General features: G+C 64.9%; 16 protein-coding genes. 8 read left to right on the forward strand and 8 right to left on the reverse strand.

Annotated elements, in window-relative coordinates; all coding sequences use genetic code 11:
• Window positions 1-58: 58 nt before the first annotated feature.
• Both AYK61_RS25540 and AYK61_RS25545 read right to left on the reverse strand, forming a co-directional pair.
• Complete coding sequence (locus AYK61_RS25540; protein WP_121873679.1) at window positions 59-811, reverse strand: SWIM zinc finger family protein; 753 nt, start codon at window positions 809-811, stop codon at window positions 59-61.
• Window positions 811-3,645, reverse strand: a complete 2,835-nt coding sequence (locus tag AYK61_RS25545) for a DEAD/DEAH box helicase (protein WP_121873680.1) — start codon at window positions 3,643-3,645, stop codon at window positions 811-813. Before AYK61_RS25545 ends, AYK61_RS25540 begins: the two co-directional genes overlap by 1 nt.
• Window positions 3,646-3,726: 81 nt before the next feature.
• Here AYK61_RS25545 and AYK61_RS25550 point away from each other — a divergent pair, with 81 nt between their 5' ends.
• The 3 genes from AYK61_RS25550 to AYK61_RS25560 all read left to right on the forward strand — a co-directional run bounded on the left by AYK61_RS25550 (window position 3,727) and on the right by AYK61_RS25560 (window position 6,291).
• Window positions 3,727-4,632, forward strand: a complete 906-nt coding sequence (locus AYK61_RS25550) for an NADP-dependent oxidoreductase (protein WP_121873681.1) — start codon at window positions 3,727-3,729, stop codon at window positions 4,630-4,632.
• Between the two features lie 146 nt (window positions 4,633-4,778).
• Window positions 4,779-5,453 (forward strand): HNH endonuclease family protein, encoded by a 675-nt coding sequence (locus AYK61_RS25555; RefSeq protein WP_094615616.1) that lies wholly within the window; start codon window positions 4,779-4,781, stop codon window positions 5,451-5,453.
• Between the two features lie 10 nt (window positions 5,454-5,463).
• Window positions 5,464-6,291 carry a shikimate 5-dehydrogenase gene (locus AYK61_RS25560; protein WP_121873682.1) on the forward strand — a complete coding sequence of 276 codons (828 nt, stop codon included), beginning with the start codon at window positions 5,464-5,466 and terminating at the stop codon, window positions 6,289-6,291.
• Window position 6,292: 1 nt separating this feature from the next.
• Here AYK61_RS25560 and nagB read toward each other — a convergent pair whose 3' ends face one another.
• The 3 genes from nagB to AYK61_RS25575 are packed head-to-tail and all read right to left on the reverse strand — an operon-like array spanning window position 6,293 to window position 9,513.
• Window positions 6,293-7,084, reverse strand: a complete 792-nt coding sequence (gene nagB, locus AYK61_RS25565; RefSeq protein WP_121873683.1) for a glucosamine-6-phosphate deaminase — start codon at window positions 7,082-7,084, stop codon at window positions 6,293-6,295.
• Window positions 7,085-8,269, reverse strand: coding sequence for an N-acetylglucosamine-6-phosphate deacetylase (locus AYK61_RS25570; RefSeq protein ID WP_259468295.1), 1,185 nt, complete (start codon window positions 8,267-8,269; stop codon window positions 7,085-7,087).
• Window positions 8,266-9,513, reverse strand: coding sequence for a PTS transporter subunit EIIC (locus AYK61_RS25575; RefSeq protein ID WP_121873684.1), 1,248 nt, complete (start codon window positions 9,511-9,513; stop codon window positions 8,266-8,268). The genes AYK61_RS25570 and AYK61_RS25575 overlap by 4 nt, the downstream gene beginning before the upstream one ends.
• Before the next feature lie 176 nt (window positions 9,514-9,689).
• On the opposite strand from AYK61_RS25575, the gene AYK61_RS25580 reads away from it, so the two are divergent.
• Window positions 9,690-9,920 carry a glucose PTS transporter subunit EIIB gene (locus tag AYK61_RS25580; protein ID WP_032393491.1) on the forward strand — a complete coding sequence of 77 codons (231 nt, stop codon included), beginning with the start codon at window positions 9,690-9,692 and terminating at the stop codon, window positions 9,918-9,920.
• Window positions 9,917-10,381 (forward strand): PTS glucose transporter subunit IIA, encoded by a 465-nt coding sequence (locus tag AYK61_RS25585; protein WP_121873685.1) that lies wholly within the window; start codon window positions 9,917-9,919, stop codon window positions 10,379-10,381. Before AYK61_RS25580 ends, AYK61_RS25585 begins: the two co-directional genes overlap by 4 nt.
• Window positions 10,382-10,383: 2 nt before the next feature.
• Here AYK61_RS25585 and AYK61_RS25590 read toward each other — a convergent pair whose 3' ends face one another.
• Complete coding sequence (locus tag AYK61_RS25590) at window positions 10,384-11,130, reverse strand: GntR family transcriptional regulator (RefSeq protein WP_037193713.1); 747 nt, start codon at window positions 11,128-11,130, stop codon at window positions 10,384-10,386.
• Between the two features lie 178 nt (window positions 11,131-11,308).
• Here AYK61_RS25590 and AYK61_RS25595 point away from each other — a divergent pair, with 178 nt between their 5' ends.
• Both AYK61_RS25595 and AYK61_RS25600 read left to right on the forward strand, forming a co-directional pair.
• Window positions 11,309-12,526 carry a benzoate/H(+) symporter BenE family transporter gene (locus AYK61_RS25595; protein WP_121873717.1) on the forward strand — a complete coding sequence of 406 codons (1,218 nt, stop codon included), beginning with the start codon at window positions 11,309-11,311 and terminating at the stop codon, window positions 12,524-12,526.
• Window positions 12,527-12,536: 10 nt separating this feature from the next.
• Entirely contained in the window at window positions 12,537-13,010 is a 474-nt protein-coding gene (locus AYK61_RS25600) for a thioesterase family protein (RefSeq protein ID WP_121873686.1), read from the forward strand.
• Between the two features lie 4 nt (window positions 13,011-13,014).
• Here the strand turns inward: AYK61_RS25600 and AYK61_RS25605 are convergent, their stop codons facing one another.
• Together AYK61_RS25605 and AYK61_RS25610 are read right to left on the reverse strand one after the other, a co-directional pair.
• The gene (locus AYK61_RS25605) at window positions 13,015-14,040 is read right to left on the reverse strand and encodes a phosphotransferase family protein (protein WP_121873687.1); all 1,026 of its coding nucleotides are present in this window, start codon (window positions 14,038-14,040) and stop codon (window positions 13,015-13,017) included.
• A gap of 115 nt (window positions 14,041-14,155) precedes the next feature.
• Window positions 14,156-14,482, reverse strand: coding sequence for a hypothetical protein (locus AYK61_RS25610; protein WP_121873688.1), 327 nt, complete (start codon window positions 14,480-14,482; stop codon window positions 14,156-14,158).
• 592 nt (window positions 14,483-15,074) lie between these two features.
• On the opposite strand from AYK61_RS25610, the gene AYK61_RS25615 reads away from it, so the two are divergent.
• Window positions 15,075-15,788, forward strand: a complete 714-nt coding sequence (locus AYK61_RS25615) for a hypothetical protein (protein ID WP_121873689.1) — start codon at window positions 15,075-15,077, stop codon at window positions 15,786-15,788.
• Window positions 15,789-15,807 lie beyond the last annotated feature (19 nt).

Here is a 15,807-nt window from a genome sequence, read left to right on the forward strand (position 1 = left end):
GCGTGGAAGTGAAGTACGCCCATCCTATAGTCGGATGTCCATGTAAGTCCAGGACTGGTCACATCCGGTCGTAGAACTGCCTCAGATCGGCACCGGCACGACTGACCTCGGCCTCGGTGGAGCCGTCGGCGCGGAAGATGCGGCGCAGGATCAACGGATCGAGATCGTCCATCGCAGGAGCGAACGTCACCTGGGGAAGTTCGGGGAACGACGCGCGATCGGCGAACCAGTCATCGGGGTCGAACTCGTCGTCCGCATCACCGACGCCCTCGATCAGTTGATCGAGATCGACTCCACGCAGCGTCAGGATGGTGGCGGCGGACGCGTCGATGTGCTCGGCGGCGATGTACATCAGAGCCGCCGCGTGTTTGCAGGGCCACCCGTCGTCGGGGCATGTGCAGTCGAAATCGAGCTGCCCCTTGTCGTGCGGCAGCAATACCGACGCCAACGCCTGCGGAATGGCATTGGAGGCCAGCTCGGCCAGCATGCCGGGGTTCGATCGCACCCTGCCGACCAGCGCGGCAACCTCACCCTGCGTGAGCGGGTCTACGGTGACCGAGGCCGAGAACGGCTCGAGCTGACTGCCCTGCACCTCGCCGTAAATCTGCCCGCGCTCCACCCCGAGAGTGAGCACCTGCCCTTGGCGCGCATACGTTCTGCCCCGAGCGATCCGACCCGGATCCGCGAGGTCCTCCATGGCCGCGACGAAATGCCTGCCCCACCACGTCTGCCCGAACGCACCGCGCTTGTTCCTGGACTCGATGCCGCCCTTGACTTTTCGACGCTTTCCGTACTGCGAGAAGTCGGCCATCACTCCCCCACCGCATCCTCGCTGAGGCGGAACAGTTCCTGCAGCTCCGCGGTGTCCATTTCGGTCACCCAGTTCTCGCCGGTGCCCACCGCCAGATTCGCCAGATCCTGCTTGGAGACGAGCATCGAGTCGATCCGTTCCTCCACGGTGCCCACGCACAGCAGTTTGCGCACCTCGACGTTCTTGCGCTGTCCGATGCGAAAGGCCCGGTCCGTCGCCTGATTCTCCACCGCCGGATTCCACCAACGATCGAGATGAACGACATGATTGGCGGCCGTGAGATTCAGCCCGGTGCCGCCGGCCTTGAGCGAGAGCATCATGATCGGCGGACCGTCGTCGCTCTGGAACTTCTCCACCATCTCGTCGCGCTTGGCCTTGCTCACGCCGCCGTGCAGGAACGGCACCTCGGTCCCGAATCGCTCGGCGAAGTACGGTGCCACGAGCTCACCGAACTCCCGGAACTGCGTGAACAGCAACGCTTTCTCGTTGTCGCCCAGAATCGAATCGAGCATGTCCTCCACCAAACCGATCTTGCCCGAGCGATGCTGCCCCCTCTTGAGCACCGGAGAGCCGTCGGACAGGAAATGGGCGGGGTGATTGCACACCTGCTTGAGACGAGTGAGCGCGGACAGCACCGCGCCCTTGCGCTTCATGCCCTTCGCGTCGGCGATCTGCGCCATCATCTCGTCGACGACCGCCTTGTACAGCGCGGCCTGCTCGGCCGTGAGGTTGGCGCGCACGGTCATCTCGTTCTTCTCGGGCAGATCCGAGATGACCGTCGGGTCGGTCTTGACGCGCCGCAGAATGAACGGCGAGGTGATGGCGCGCAGACGTGAGACTGCGTTCTCGTCGTTCTCGCGCTCGATCGGAACCGAGAATCGCTTCCGAAAGTCCGACGGCCTACCGAGCATGCCCGGGTTGGCGAAGTCGAGAATGGACCGCAGCTCGTCCAGGCGATTCTCGACCGGTGTTCCGGTGAGCGCCAACTTGTGATCCGCGGGAATCGCGAGCGCCGCCTTGGCCTGCACGGTGCCCGAGTTCTTGATGTGTTGCGCCTCGTCGAGGACCACGCGACGCCACGTCTGCTCCGCCAACTGCGCACGATCCTTGGCCATCAGCGCGTAGGTGGTGACGATCAAGTCGTGTTCGGAAATTGCCCGGTCGAGCTCGTCGCCCTTCGACCGGGCCGGCCCGTGATGCACCAGCACTCGCAGAGCCGGGGTGAATTTCGCCGCCTCACGCTGCCAGTTGCCGACCACCGACATCGGTGCCACCAGCAGCGTCGGCGTCGAACTCTTCTCGTGCGCGAGCAGTGTCAGTACCTGCAGAGTCTTGCCGAGCCCCATGTCGTCGGCGAGCACCGCCCCGAGACCGAGCCGACTCATGAACGCGAGCCAATCGAGCCCGCGCTGCTGATACGGCCGCAGAGTCGCGTTCACACCGGGCGGTACCGGGATCGTCTCCGGCACCGCACCGGGCTCGAGCAACGTGGCCGCCCATCCCGAGGCTCGAATGTCCTGGACCGGAGCCGGCGGCGGATCGGCCAGCGTCATCTCGCGCATCAGCGTGCTCAGCGCCGTCCCGTCGCCGTGATGCTCGGCGACGTACTTTGCGGCTCGCGCGAGCTGACCGCCGTCGGCCAGCACCCACTGACCGCGCAGCCGCACGAGATCGCCCTTCGAGACGGCGAGTCTGTTCATCTCCGCCTCGGTCAGCACCATGTCGCCGAGTTGGAGCTGCCAGTCGTAGGACACCAGCTCGTCCATGCCGACCGCACGATCGGCGGCCGCTTTCGTCACCGCGGGCGAATCGACGCGCAGCCTCATCGACGGATCCAGCCTCGTCCAGGCCCGAGGTAGCAGAACCGTCGTTCCGGTGGCCTGCAGTGCCGTCGCACCGTGTTCGACGAGGTCGATGACCACCGACGTCGGAAGCAACAGATCGAGGGTGCCTTCCTGAGACGGCAGATCACGCAGTCTCGGGTACGCCGCCACGGCATCGCCGAGCTTGCGCACGGCGATGGAGAGCAGCGTGGCATCGACCTTGCGGCTCATCGGAACCGGCCGCGGCGCTTCGCCATCGGCTCGCAGACACACCTGCAGCGTCCAGTACGACTCCGCTGCTTCCTCGGAGGAACCGTCCACGGCGTCATCGTCGTCATCGGGTTCGAGCAGGCGTAGCACCAGGGACGGCTCGTCGACGGTGAGGCTTCCGCGCCAGTTCTCGAGCAACGTCGAGATCTGTTGCGTGCCATCTGCATACGGGTCGTCGCGAATCAGAGCAGACAACAGCGGATGGTCCGAGTCCGGTCTGCCCAGAACCGATCTGACGATCGGATCGGTGAGCTCCTCCACCATGTCGTCGAGGATCTTCTTGGGCCGCTCGCTCGCACGCTGCACCGACGGCATGGCGACGGCGAGTTCGCTCAGCCAGGCCCGTTGACGCTCACCCCCGACCAGACGCCACCGTGGCCACCACTGCCCGTCCATCAACTTCAGGGCCGGAACGACGCGACCGCCGCGGACCCACCGTTCGATTCCGCGGGCGACGTGTGCCAGGTAGCGGAGATCACCGGAGATCGCCGCGTGCTCGGACGGCGTCCGCAGCAAGAGATCGGCTGCGTCGTGCGGGGCGAGCGCGATGGCCGGAACCTGCACCGGGGCCTGCGCGGTGGCACTGCGTCCGGACGCCGGAAACGAGACATCGGCACGGTGCCGAAACGTCCGGGTGAGAACGTGCGCGTGGGTCGGCGGCAGATCCGGTTCGTCGCCGGTGGTGATCTCGTCGTCCCACAGCATCAGCCCGGCACCGGGAGACCAGAGACCGTGCAGCATCGGTCCATCCAACCAGCAAGCACCGACACACTCGAGGTGAGGCGCTCCCGAGCGAGTCGCTGGGTGAGGCACAGTAGGTACATGATCGCGTACGGCTTCAGTGAATACGGCGGACCCGACACCGAATACCTTCTGGACCTACCCGTTGCGGAGCCGGGACCGGGGCAGATTCTCGTGGCGGTCCACGCCGCCGGGGTCAATCCTGCCGACTGGAAGGTGCGGGCGGGCAATCGCAAGGACACCGTGCAGATCACCTTGCCCGCGGTTCTGGGTCGGGAAGTATCGGGCACGGTCGTGTCGACCGGTGCCGGTGTGGCCGACTTCTCGGTGGGCGACCACGTGTTCGGAGCCACCGCCTCGGGACATGGAGGCTATGCGCAGTACACCGTGCTCAACGCGTCGAGCACGGCCCACAAGCCGGAGGCCGTCTCGTGGGCAGCCGCCGCCACCCTGCCGGTGGCTGCCGGGACCGCACACGACGCGCTGCGCCGGCTCGCCGTCGGCACTGGTGATTCCATCCTGGTGCTCGGGGCCGGTGGCGGCGTGGGTTCGGCCGTTCTGCAACTCGCGCGCGCCGACGGTATCGACGTTCTCGCCGTTGCGAGTGCAGGAAAGCGGGAGTGGATCGAGAGCCTCGGAGCCGAATTTTTCGCCTCTGGCCTGCACTTCGTCGATTCGATCTCGCGACCGGTGAACGGCATCGTCGACCTCGTCGGAGGCGAGACGTTGCGCGCTGCCGCGACCACTGTGACGGCGGGGGTACCGATCGTGAGCGTCGCAGACCCGATGCTCGCGGCGCAGTGGGGCGGTTCCGGAGTCGATCGCGACCGCACCACCGCAGCATTCGCGCGGCTGGCGGACCTGACCGCCTCGGGCGTCATTCGTCCGCGTATCGACCATGCCTTCCCGCTCGAGCGTGCGGGTGAGGCTCTCGCCCTCGTCGAGGACGGACACGTGCTCGGCAAGGTCGTGGTCGAGGTTCGCTGACGCCGGGTGCGGGTGAGCGGATCGCTGTCGGTACCTTCCGGCACACTGCTGTCGCGAGGGACCGATGACCGAGTACGAAGATCTACGATGGGGCGTGCGTGAGAAAGCTGTGGGTAGCGGTACTGCTGGTGATCGCTGCGGCAGTGATGGCTGTGTTCGGCTCGTGCGACCGGCCCGTCATCCCCGGTTTCTCCCCCGCCGAACCGGCTCCGGGTAGTCCCACTCGCACTCAGGTCGAGCAGTTGCTCGCCCAGGTTCGTGTGGTCGCTGCCAGGCCCGATGCCCTCGGCTACGAGCGTGGATGCAAGAGCGGCGAAGGGTGTGTGTTCGGCCCGGCGTGGACGGACGACTACGACGGGCCGGGTGGTCACGACGGCTGCGGTACCCGCGACAACGTCTTGGCGCTGTCGATGACCGAGGTCGAGTTCCGCGCAGGCACTCGCGACTGCGTCGTGCTGTCGGGTTCGCTCGCGGATCCGTACTCCGGTGAACCGATGCAGTTCACCAAGTCCGACGCCGGAAAGATTCAGATCGATCACGTCTACCCCCTGTCCGCTGCATGGGACATGGGCGCGAACACGTGGTTGCCCGACAAGCGCGTTCGATTCGCCAACGACGTGGCGTTCAATCTGCTCGCGGTCAACGGGGCGGACAATCAGAGCAAGAGCGACAAGACACCCTCGCAATGGTTGCCGCCGAACGCGGCCTACCACTGCTTCTATGCGGGCAAGTACCTGTCGGTCGCTGCCCAGTACGAGTTGCCGATCACGCAGGCCGATCAGAGTGTTCTCGCCTCGGTCGCCTCGACGTGCGCGGCGTAACGTCTCAGCGATGGCAACAGCACACCCGCGCAGCGTCCTCGACCGTGAGACACAGCTCTGTATGTCCCTGTCCGGCCGACCGAGCAACATCGGAACTCGTTTCCACAACTATCTCTACGACGAGTTGGACCTGAATTTCGTCTACAAGGCGTTCACCACCACCGACCTCGCCGCCGCGGTGGGAGGCGTTCGCGCGCTGGGCATTCGAGGCTGCGCCGTCTCCATGCCGTTCAAGGAAGACGTTATCGAACTGGTCGACGTGATGCACGAGTCGGCGAGCGCGATCGAATCCGTCAACACGATCGTCAACGAGAACGGCGTCCTCCACGCATACAACACCGACTACCAGGCCGTCGCGAACCTACTTGCTGCGAGTGGCTTCTCGACCGACTACTCGGTGGCCGTCACCGGCAGCGGCGGCATGGCCAAGGCTGTCGTTGCCGCACTGCGAGATTCGGGATACACCCGGGGCACCGTCGTCGCCCGCAACGCGAACACCGGCCCGGCCCTCGCCGAGACCTACGGCTACGACTGGTCGGCCGCAGCAGTGGGCGCAGACCTGCTGGTGAACGTGACCCCGGTGGGTATGGCCGGCGGGCCGGACGCTGATTCGGCACCGTTCACCGAACAGCAGATCGACGCAGCGAAGGCCGTGTTCGACGTGGTCGCCATGCCGTCGGAGACGCCGCTGATCGTTGCGGCCCGAGCGGCGAACAAGCCCGTGATCACCGGCGCTCAGGTCATCGCTCTGCAGGCGGCAGAACAGTTCGTTCTCTACACCGGAGTGCGGCCGTCGGACGAACAGATCGCGCGCGCATCGGAGTTCTCGCGCAGCTGACTCACAGGTGCTGCCACCGGGGCTTGTTGGCGTAGGCGTACCGGTAGTACTCCGCAAGTGCGAGCGACGACGCCGCAGCCTCGTCCAACAGCACCGTTGCGTGCGGGTGCCATTGGATCGCCGACGCCGGACAGTGCGCCGACAACGGCCCCTCGACGGCTGCCGCCACCGCGTCGGCTTTCGACTCCCCTGTGGCAATCAACACCAGGTGTCGCGCCTCGTCGATGGTGCCGAGACCCTGCGTCAGTACGTGATGCGGCACGTCCTCGGGCGAATCGAAGAAACGGGCATTGTCGACGCGAGTCTGTTCGGTCAGCGTCTTCACCCGCGTCCGTGATCTCAGTGATGATCCGGGTTCGTTGAAGCCGATGTGTCCGTCGGTGCCGATTCCGAGAATCTGAACATCGATGCCGCCTGCGGCTGCGATCGCCGCGTCGTACCGCTGGGCCTCGGCCGCGATGTCGTCCGCTTCGCCGTCGGGCGAGAACACTGCGGCGTCGTCCAGATCGACGTGGTCGACGAAGTTCTCTCGAATGAACGAGAAGTAGGACTGCTCTGCTGTTTTCGCCAGTCCGATGTACTCGTCGAGCAGGAAGGCTCGACATCGCGCGAACGACAGGCCGTCGTCCCGATGCCGTCGCGCCAGTTCGCGATACGTGCCCACCGGGGTGGACCCGGTTGCCAGTCCCAGTACAGGAGTGGAGCCTGCTCGCGCGACTCGTGCGACTCGTTCGACGATGTCGGCAGCCGTTCGGTCCACTGCGTCGGCCCCCTCGAGGATCACGACCTCCATCTAGCTGTCCTCTCCGATTGCTGTTCCGCCTCTTATCACCTGTAACGGCTCGAACGCCGCGTCGACCATCAGCACGTCGGCTCTCATGCCCTGTTCGAGGCAACCGACGTCGGAGCCGAGGCCGATCGACGCCGCCGGAGTCGACGATGCAGCCCGAACCGCATCGACCAGTGGCACACCGGCGTCCAGCACGGCGCGGCGCAACAGGTCCAGTACGGTCGCGGTTCCGCCCGCGATAGGAGCGGTCTCGGAATCTGCGTCACGGGACAACCGTGCGACCGAGTGGTGGACGGTCACATCCAGTGGCCCGAGCCGATAGCGGCCGTCCGGCATACCGGCCGCGGCCATCGCGTCGGACACCAGCGCGATCCGTGCGCCACCGACGAGATCGAACACCGCGCGCACGGTCTCGTCGGCGAGGTGCACTCCGTCGCCTATCAATTCGAGCACCATCACGCTGCGCGCCGCGGCAGCCAAGCACTCGCTCACCGGACCCGGCGACCGATGATGCCAGGTCGGCATTCCGTTGAACAGGTGCGTGGCCGTCATCGGACCGTCCCCCAGCGACTCGATACCGCGTCGAGTGGTGAGGGCATCGGCGTCCGTGTGCCCGATGCTCGGGAGTATTCCGTTCTCCCGCAACATCTCTGCGATGGCGGTAAAACCGTCGATCTCGGGCGCAAGGGTCATCGACTGCACCGCTCCCCGGCCCGCGCTCAGTATGTCGCGGAGCAGTCCGGGATCTCCGCTGCGCAGCGACGCCGGATCCTGTGCGCCGCAGCGGGCGACCGAGAGGAACGGCCCCTCGAGGTGGACTCCGGCGATGTCACCGGACTCGTACAGATCGGCCAACAGCGACGTCTGCGTGATCAGCCGTTCCGGCGGTGCCGACACCAGTGAGGCGAGCATCGTCGTTGTCCCGCGGGAGCGGTGATGCCGTACCGCCGTCATGAGATCGATGGCCGGTGAATCCGGAAAAGAGGCCCCCGCTCCACCATGACAATGCAGATCGACCAACCCGGGCAGGATCGTCGAATTCGTCTGCGGTACTGCCTCACCGGGCCACGCCGATGCAGGTCCGACCCACGAGATCCGGTCTCCCGTCGACGCGAGAACGCCGTCCTCGATCACCTGCTCGCGCGTGACGACCCGCCCGCGGTGCGTCGTCGTAGTGGATGCGGTCATGCCCGATCAGGTTCGAGCACTGCGTCGTCCTCACGTCCGGGGGTGCGCAGGTTCCACTTCTTGATGACGAAGCTGAACAAGAAGTAGTAGATCACCGCGTACACCAGGCCGATCGGGATGAGCAGCCACGCCTTGGTGGCGATTCCGTAGTTCAGCAGATAGTCGATGCCGCCGGCGGAGAAGAAGAAACCGTCGTGGATCCCGAGAGCATTGGTCAACGCCATCGAGGTTCCGGTCAACACCGCGTGAATGATGTAGAGCGGCCAGGCCACGAACATGAACGAGTATTCGAGCGGCTCGGTGATGCCGGTGACGAAGGCAGTCAGGCCGGTGGACAACATGATTCCGCCGACGATCTTCTTCTGCGACGGCTTTGCGTTGCGGTAGATCGCGAATGCCGCAGCGGGAAGAGCGAACATCATGATCGGGAAGAATCCGGTCATGAACACTCCGGCGGACGGGTCGCCGGCGAAGAACCGGTTCAGATCGCCACGGACCAATTGGCCGCCTGCATCCTGGTAGTCCCCAACCAGGAACCAGACGACGGAGTTCAGAATGTGATGCAGCCCAGTGGGAATGAGCATGCGGTTGGCGAAGCCGTAGATTCCGCTGCCCACCACACTGTGGTCGGCGACGGTGTTGCCCACCCACTGGAGAGCGCTGTAGAAGAGCGGATAGACGAACGACATTATTACGGCGACAACGAGACCGGTGATCGCCGTCATGATCGGCACCAGACGACGGCCACTGAAGAAGCCGAGATAGTCCGGCAGCTTCTGTCGATAGAAGCGCTGCCAGAGAATTGCCGAGAGCAGTCCGATGACGATGCCTGCCAATACGCCGTAGTCGATCACGGCCGGGTCTCCGTTGGCATCGACCTTTCCGTCGAGCACGACCGGCGACATTGCCGTGAAGACGCCGTTCATCACCATGTAGCCGACCACCGCTGCGAGCGCGGTCGAACCATCGGACTTCTTGGCCCAGCCGATGGCGATACCGACTGCGAAGATGAGGGGAAGCCAGGTGAACACCGCCTGACCCGCGGCGGAAATGACCGCAGCGGTGGTCTCCAGTGCGCTGAATCTCCCCAGCAGGTCATCCTGACCGAGCCGCAGGAGAATTCCGGCGGCGGGCAGAACAGCGATCGGGAGCATGAGGCTGCGTCCGAACCGCTGCAGCCCGGCCAATGATCGAGATTCCTTCTTCGGCTCGGTATCGATCGAGTCCGTCTTCTTCGGGGTCATGGCGACCTTCTCTTCGAGGCTGGTCCTTCGAGGGCGATTTCGCTGTTGTGACCGGGTGCCATCAGGGGTACTGTCCGGTCATTACCAGTTGTAGTTTGGCCAGGTGGCAAGCACATGTCAACCCGGCCGTGTGATCCACCCGACAGACATACGCCGACAGAAAGCGGGAACCCCACATGTCCAAAGCGGACGCGATCGTCGAAGGCCTCGGCGGTGCCGACAACATCGTCGAGATCGAAGCGTGCATCACTCGGCTGCGCACCGAGGTCAAGGACGGGTCGTTGGTGAACGAGGCAGCGCTCAAGGCGGCAGGTGCCCACGGCGTCTTTCACAAAGGAACCGCAGTTCAGGTCATCGTCGGCCCCGAAGCGGACACGCTCGCAGAAGACATCGGCGACATCCTGTGAGCGACGCCAGGGTGATCCTCAGCCCTGTTGCCGGCCAGGTCATCTCACTCGCCGACGTGCCGGACCCGGTGTTCTCGGCGCAGATGGTCGGCTCCGGTGTCGCGCTTCGCCCGGCCCCGAACGACGGGTCGGTCGAGGTTCGTTCGCCGGTCGCGGGCACGATCCTCAAACTCCATCCGCACGCGTTTGTCGTCTTTACCGAGGACAAGGCTGGTGTGTTGGTGCACATCGGTATCGACACCGTGAAAATGAAGGGCGCGGGCTTCGAACTCGTTGCAGCAGAGGGTGATCGAGTCGAGGCAGGCGACCTCGTCGTCACCTACGATCCCGCAGCGATCGCGGCGGCGGGCTACTCGGATGTCGTTCCCGTCGTCCTGATGGATTCGAAGCCGGATTCGGTGACGAGTGCGAACATCGACGACACCGTGGCAGTGGGCGACCTACTGTTCGAGCTGCCCTGATCTCACCGGCGCTGCGGGGTGCGTCGCCCGCCTTCGACTTCCATCGACAGTTGATACCGATCGCAGCGGTACCAGCTCTCGGTGTGTTCGAGCGGCTCGTCGCCGCTGAAGGAGACTCGGTCGAAATACAGCACGGGGGCACCGCGCTTGGTGCCGAGCAGGGTGGCGGTATCGCTGTCGGCCGCAGTGGCTTTGACGGTCTGCTCGGCCCGGTCGATGGTCAACCCGTAATGGATCTGTACGGCCTCGTACACCGATTTGCTCAGGTCGTGCTCGATCAGGCCGGGAAGCAAGGAAGCCCGGTACCACGCGTCGTCGACGCTGACCGGTTCGGCATCGGCCAGTCGTAGACGTTTGACGTGGTAGGTCTGTTCTCCGTCGGCAAGGCCGAGAGCACGAGTCGTTGCCGCCGAGGGGCTTTCGAGCCGCGCGAACAGCACCACCGTGGTGGGCGTCAATCCTTGCGCGCGCATCTCCTCCGAGAACGACGCCAGGTGCAAACGCGACTGCACGGTGCGACTGGCCACGAACGTGCCCTTGCCACGGACCCGCACCAGGTGTCCGTCGTTGACGAGCTGGCCGATGGCTTCGCGAACGGTGATGCGGCTGACGCCGTAGTCCTCCATCAGTTTTCGCTCGCTGGGCATCAGATCGCCGGGTTGCAGCTCCTTGGTGCAGCGGTGCAACAGGATTGCGCGAAGCTGTTCGTGCTTCGGGACCTGACTGTCCCTCAGATGTACGGGCATCACCACTGCGCCGGCCTTTCCGTCACTCGCCGAACCAGCGGTACGGACTGGTCCGGTCCAACCCAGAGACTACGTCACGTCGAGGGTGCCCCGACAGCATTCGGCCACCGACGCCTGGCGCGACTCGGCTCGACGGGAAACGACGCGACAGGCGACGGCCCACAGTGCATCATCGTCAGTCGTGACCACTGCCGACGCCGCCGACGGACCGACGCCGCTCTCGACCCCCATCAGCGCAGGAATCGTGGCCTCACTGGTCGGCTTCACCAGCTCGTTCGCCGTCGTGCTGACGGGCCTGCGGGCGGTAGGTGCAAGCCCGACAGAGGCGGCCTCCGGCTTGCTGGCACTGTGCGTCACCCAGGCCGTGGGCATGATGTGGCTCGCGCGCAGATACCGACAGCCCATCACGCTGGCGTGGTCGACGCCGGGCGCTGCACTGCTCGCCGGAACCGGTGTGGTCGTCGGAGGGTGGCCCGCCGCGGTGGGTGCCTTCGTCACTGTCGGGGTGCTGATCCTCCTGACGGGCCTGTGGCCGAGACTCGGCGCGCTCGTCTCGAGAATTCCGGTACCACTCGCGCAGGCAATGCTGGCCGGAGTACTCCTTCCGCTCTGCGCGGCACCGGTCGTCGCCTTCGCCGACTCCCCCGCCCAGGTAGCTCCGGTGGTACTCGTCTGGCTCGTCGTACTTCGGTTCAATGCACGCTGGGCAGTTCCTGCAGCATTCGCCGCGGCGGCGGCGGTCATCGCGGCCGACTTGATCGGCGGCGACACCCCCATCGCGGCCTCGGATCTGATTCCCCGAATCGACTGGACGGTTCCGCACTGGAGCTGGCAGGCCACAGTAGGTATCGCGGTGCCGCTGTACATCGTCACGATGGCGTCGCAGAACATCCCCGGCACCACGGTCATGGCATCGTTCGGGTTCCGAATTCCTTGGCGTGCGTCGATGACCGTCACCGGAACCGGCACTGTCCTCGGCGCATTCGCCGGCGGTCACACGATCAACCTCGCCGCGATCAGCGCTGCGCTCTCGGCGAATCCCAGTGCCCATCCGGACCCGAAGCGGCGATGGGTCGCCGCATTCTCCGCCGGATCCTCCTACCTGGTGCTGGCACTGCTGTCCACGGCCCTGGCGACCCTGGTTGCCGCAGCTCCCGCAGGTGTGGTGGAAACCGTTGCCGGACTTGCCCTGTTGGGAACTCTCGCGGCGTCGTTGTTCGGCGCACTCGAACATGCGTCGGACAGAGAAGCAACGGTTCTGACTTTCCTCGTCGCTGCGTCCGGCCTGACATTCGCAGGAATCGGCTCCGCGTTCTGGGCCTTGGTCGTCGGTCTGGTGGTCCGAGCAATCCTGCGTCGGCAGTCCCCGGCGATGCCCGCTACCGACGCCACTGGTTAGGGTCACGTTCATGACCGATCAGGTGAACCCCGGGCCGGAGTTGTCGCATGCATCGGACTTTCCGGCACTGTGGCCCGTGACGACGCGATGGGACGACAACGACCACTACGGCCACGTCAACAACGTCACCTACTACGCGTATTTCGATACCGCTGTCAACGGTTGGTTGATGGAGACGACGGGACTCGATATCCGGACACTGCCGGCGATCGGTGTCGTCGCCGAGACCTCGTGTCGATACCTGTCCGAGTTGAGCTTTCCGGATCGCCTTCAGGTGGGCCTGGCCGTCGAGAAGCTCGGCACCCGAAGCATCGTGTACTCGCTCGGGTTGTTCCGCGAGGCCGGCGACGATGCGTTGGAGTTGGCGGCGAGGGGTCGATTCGTACACGTGTACGTCGACGGAGTCACTCGCAGACCGGTGGCGATTCCGCCCGAAATCGAGAGCGCCGCTCGCACTCTGGTGATCGGGACCGCGTCGATCTGACCGACTACAGGCCGATCTCGTCGGCTGTACGCAACGCCCTGGTGACGATGTCGTCGATGAGCGTCGTGGTCGGCCCGCCCGCCACGGCCCGGTTTCGCGAATCGGCTTCCATCCGGCGCATGACGCCTTCGGCGATGATCGAGAGCTTCCACAGCGCCAGCACCTGCCAGAATCCGACATCGGAGACGTCACGCCCGGTGTGCTGCGCATACGACTCGACGAGCTCGGCCCGTGTAGGAAAGCCCGGCAGAGTCGACGCCATGAACGGACCGGCGACCCCGTCGTCGGCTTGCGGCCAGTAGGCCAGCAGGCCGCCGAGGTCCGCCAACGGATCTCCGAGTGTGCACAGCTCCCAGTCGACGACCGCGGCGACACGGCCGTCTTCGCGGGCCGTGATGACGTTGCTGAGGTGGAAGTCTCCGTGCACCAGAGTCACCTCGTGCTGCGGAGGGATGTTGGCTGCCAATCGAGTTGCCAGCGAGTCGATACCGGGTACGTCGCGAGTGCGCGAGGATTGCCACTGCTTGGTCCACCGGGCGAGTTGGCGAGCGGCGTACGGCTTGTGGCTGGCCAGATCGGCCAGACCCGAGGATTCCAGATCCACGCGGTGGATGTCGGACAGCGCCACCGTGAGGCCGAGCCCGATTCGGCGTCTGTGATCGGGGTCGAGTTCTTCGGCTACCGACACCGAGTCGACGACGATTCCGTCGACGAAACTCATCAGCACAAGCGGAACCTCGGACACCGAAGAATCCTCGGTGATCGCAATCATTTTCGGAACCGGCACCGCCGTGTTCTGCAGGCCCGACAGAATTCGATGTTCACGCACGACATCGTGTGCGGACGCCAACAGTTTCCCCAGTGGTGGACGTCGAAGTACCCAACTACTGCCACCGGCGTCACGAACCGCGTAGGTGAGATTGGACTGACCGTTGCCGATCCGGTGAAAGGTGAGAGGCGAGGTTGCGCCGATTCCCAATCCTGCGATCCAGGTCGTTACTGCTTCTTCGTCCAGTCCCACTGCGCCCATAGAAGAACCCTCACTTCGCCGCGCGACACCGTTGTCGACTGCCGTCATCGGAATTCGACCGATAGTAGCGAAGCAGAACCTGCTCGGGTGCGAAGGACTCCAGACCCGGGACGAGTCAGCTGGCGCGCACGAACGCGGGGACCAGAGCCGGAGTAGCAGTTGCCGCGGCCGGCACCGCTGCGCCGTGGCGCTTGACCGCGATTTCGTCCACTTCACCGATGAGCATTGCTACCAACGTCTCCGGCTCGGCCGCCCACACCGAGGAGATGTTGCGAACCTCGGCGGGTGCGAAGAGGCCGCTGTTGGTGAGTGCATCGATCCACTCGGCGACTGCCTCGGCGGTAGGCTCGGGCACGGTGGACCGGTCGAGGGAATCCGCTTCGAACTCGTTGCAAAAGAACGCGCGGACCATGTCGAGCTGTCCCTGAGACATTGCGGTCATGTTCTTCTCCTTCGAGTTTCCGGCGTCCGTAGGTGTCGAGTACCCGATTCCGACGGGTTGTGACGGGTACCACGGCCCGTTTCCAGATCGTTATCGATGTGCCTGTAACGGTCGAATGCGGGTTTCCGATGCGGCTGAAACTACGCCCTTTTGGACGGTCTCGCCCAGGGTGAACTGGACTATGTGAGTATCGTCACATAGATGGACCCATCCAATCAACGCCTTGCAACGAAGTCATAGTTCGCTTCACGAAATGCTGTGACGGGAAACAATCCGAGGGCAAATGCCCAGCTGAGCGGACCGAGAGCCGCTCGAGGGTGCGCATCGGCGGCCGGTATGCGAGCGACGCCGATCCGACCCACTCGATTCGGTTGCAGGTGAGAGGACCGTTCGATCGATAGAAACCAGTCCTGACCCCCGATTGAATCATTGAAACCGACTTCGAGAATTTGACGGCATGGTCACCGTTACCCGACACTGCATGATTCCGTACAGGCGGACTGGCGTGATCGAATCGTTACCAGAGCAACTATCAGCCGGTTCCCATGTTCCTCACATCCGACGTTCAGCCGGATCGGGCACGGTGGCGCTCATGCCACCACCGAGCCTGGACTCCGGACCGATCCGCGCATCACCCGCCGCCGAGACGCTCGCGGCGCCGCCCGGCACCACGAGCCGACCACGCCGGCGAGCCGTCGTCGCTCGCTTGGCCGTGTCCGGTGCCTCTGCGGTCCTGTTGCTGATCTTCCTGATGTGGGCCCCGCATGTCGCACCCTCGACGTCCGGGGTATCGACGACCGCCTCGGCACTGGCCGCTCACGTACTCGATGCGATCGATGTGACCGCGGTGTTGATCGCCGTCGCCGTCCTCGCCGTGGTGGCGCTGATACGCAAGCTGCCGTTCGGAATCGGGGTGGTGATCGCCTGCACCATCGGTGCCGTCGTGACCAGTGCGCTGGCTCGCGAGATCCTGGGAGCGTCGATGCCGTCCGCAGACCTTCCGAACGGACAACTCGTCGCCGTGGCCTCTCTGCTCGCGGCGGCATCCATGGTGGCGTCCACAACGTGGCGGCCCGTGATCCTCGGTCTGGGAACCGTCGCAACGCTGGCGGTGGCGGCAGCTGCCTTGATCGTCGGATCCGCGTCCGTCACCGGGATAGTGAGCGCAGCATCGATCGTGTTCGTGTGGTGGCCTGTGTGCTCGATCGTCATGCTCTATTCGCCTGTCGCCGCTGCCCGTGAAGCTCGCAACCCACTCGACACGGCCGCCCTGGCCGTTCAACGCAAGATGGGGCGCTCCCGGTGATGAACAACCGGAACGCGCC

Source organism: Rhodococcus sp. SBT000017 (assembly GCF_003688915.1).
In the GTDB taxonomy this organism is placed as follows: Bacteria; Actinomycetota; Actinomycetes; order Mycobacteriales; family Mycobacteriaceae; genus Rhodococcoides.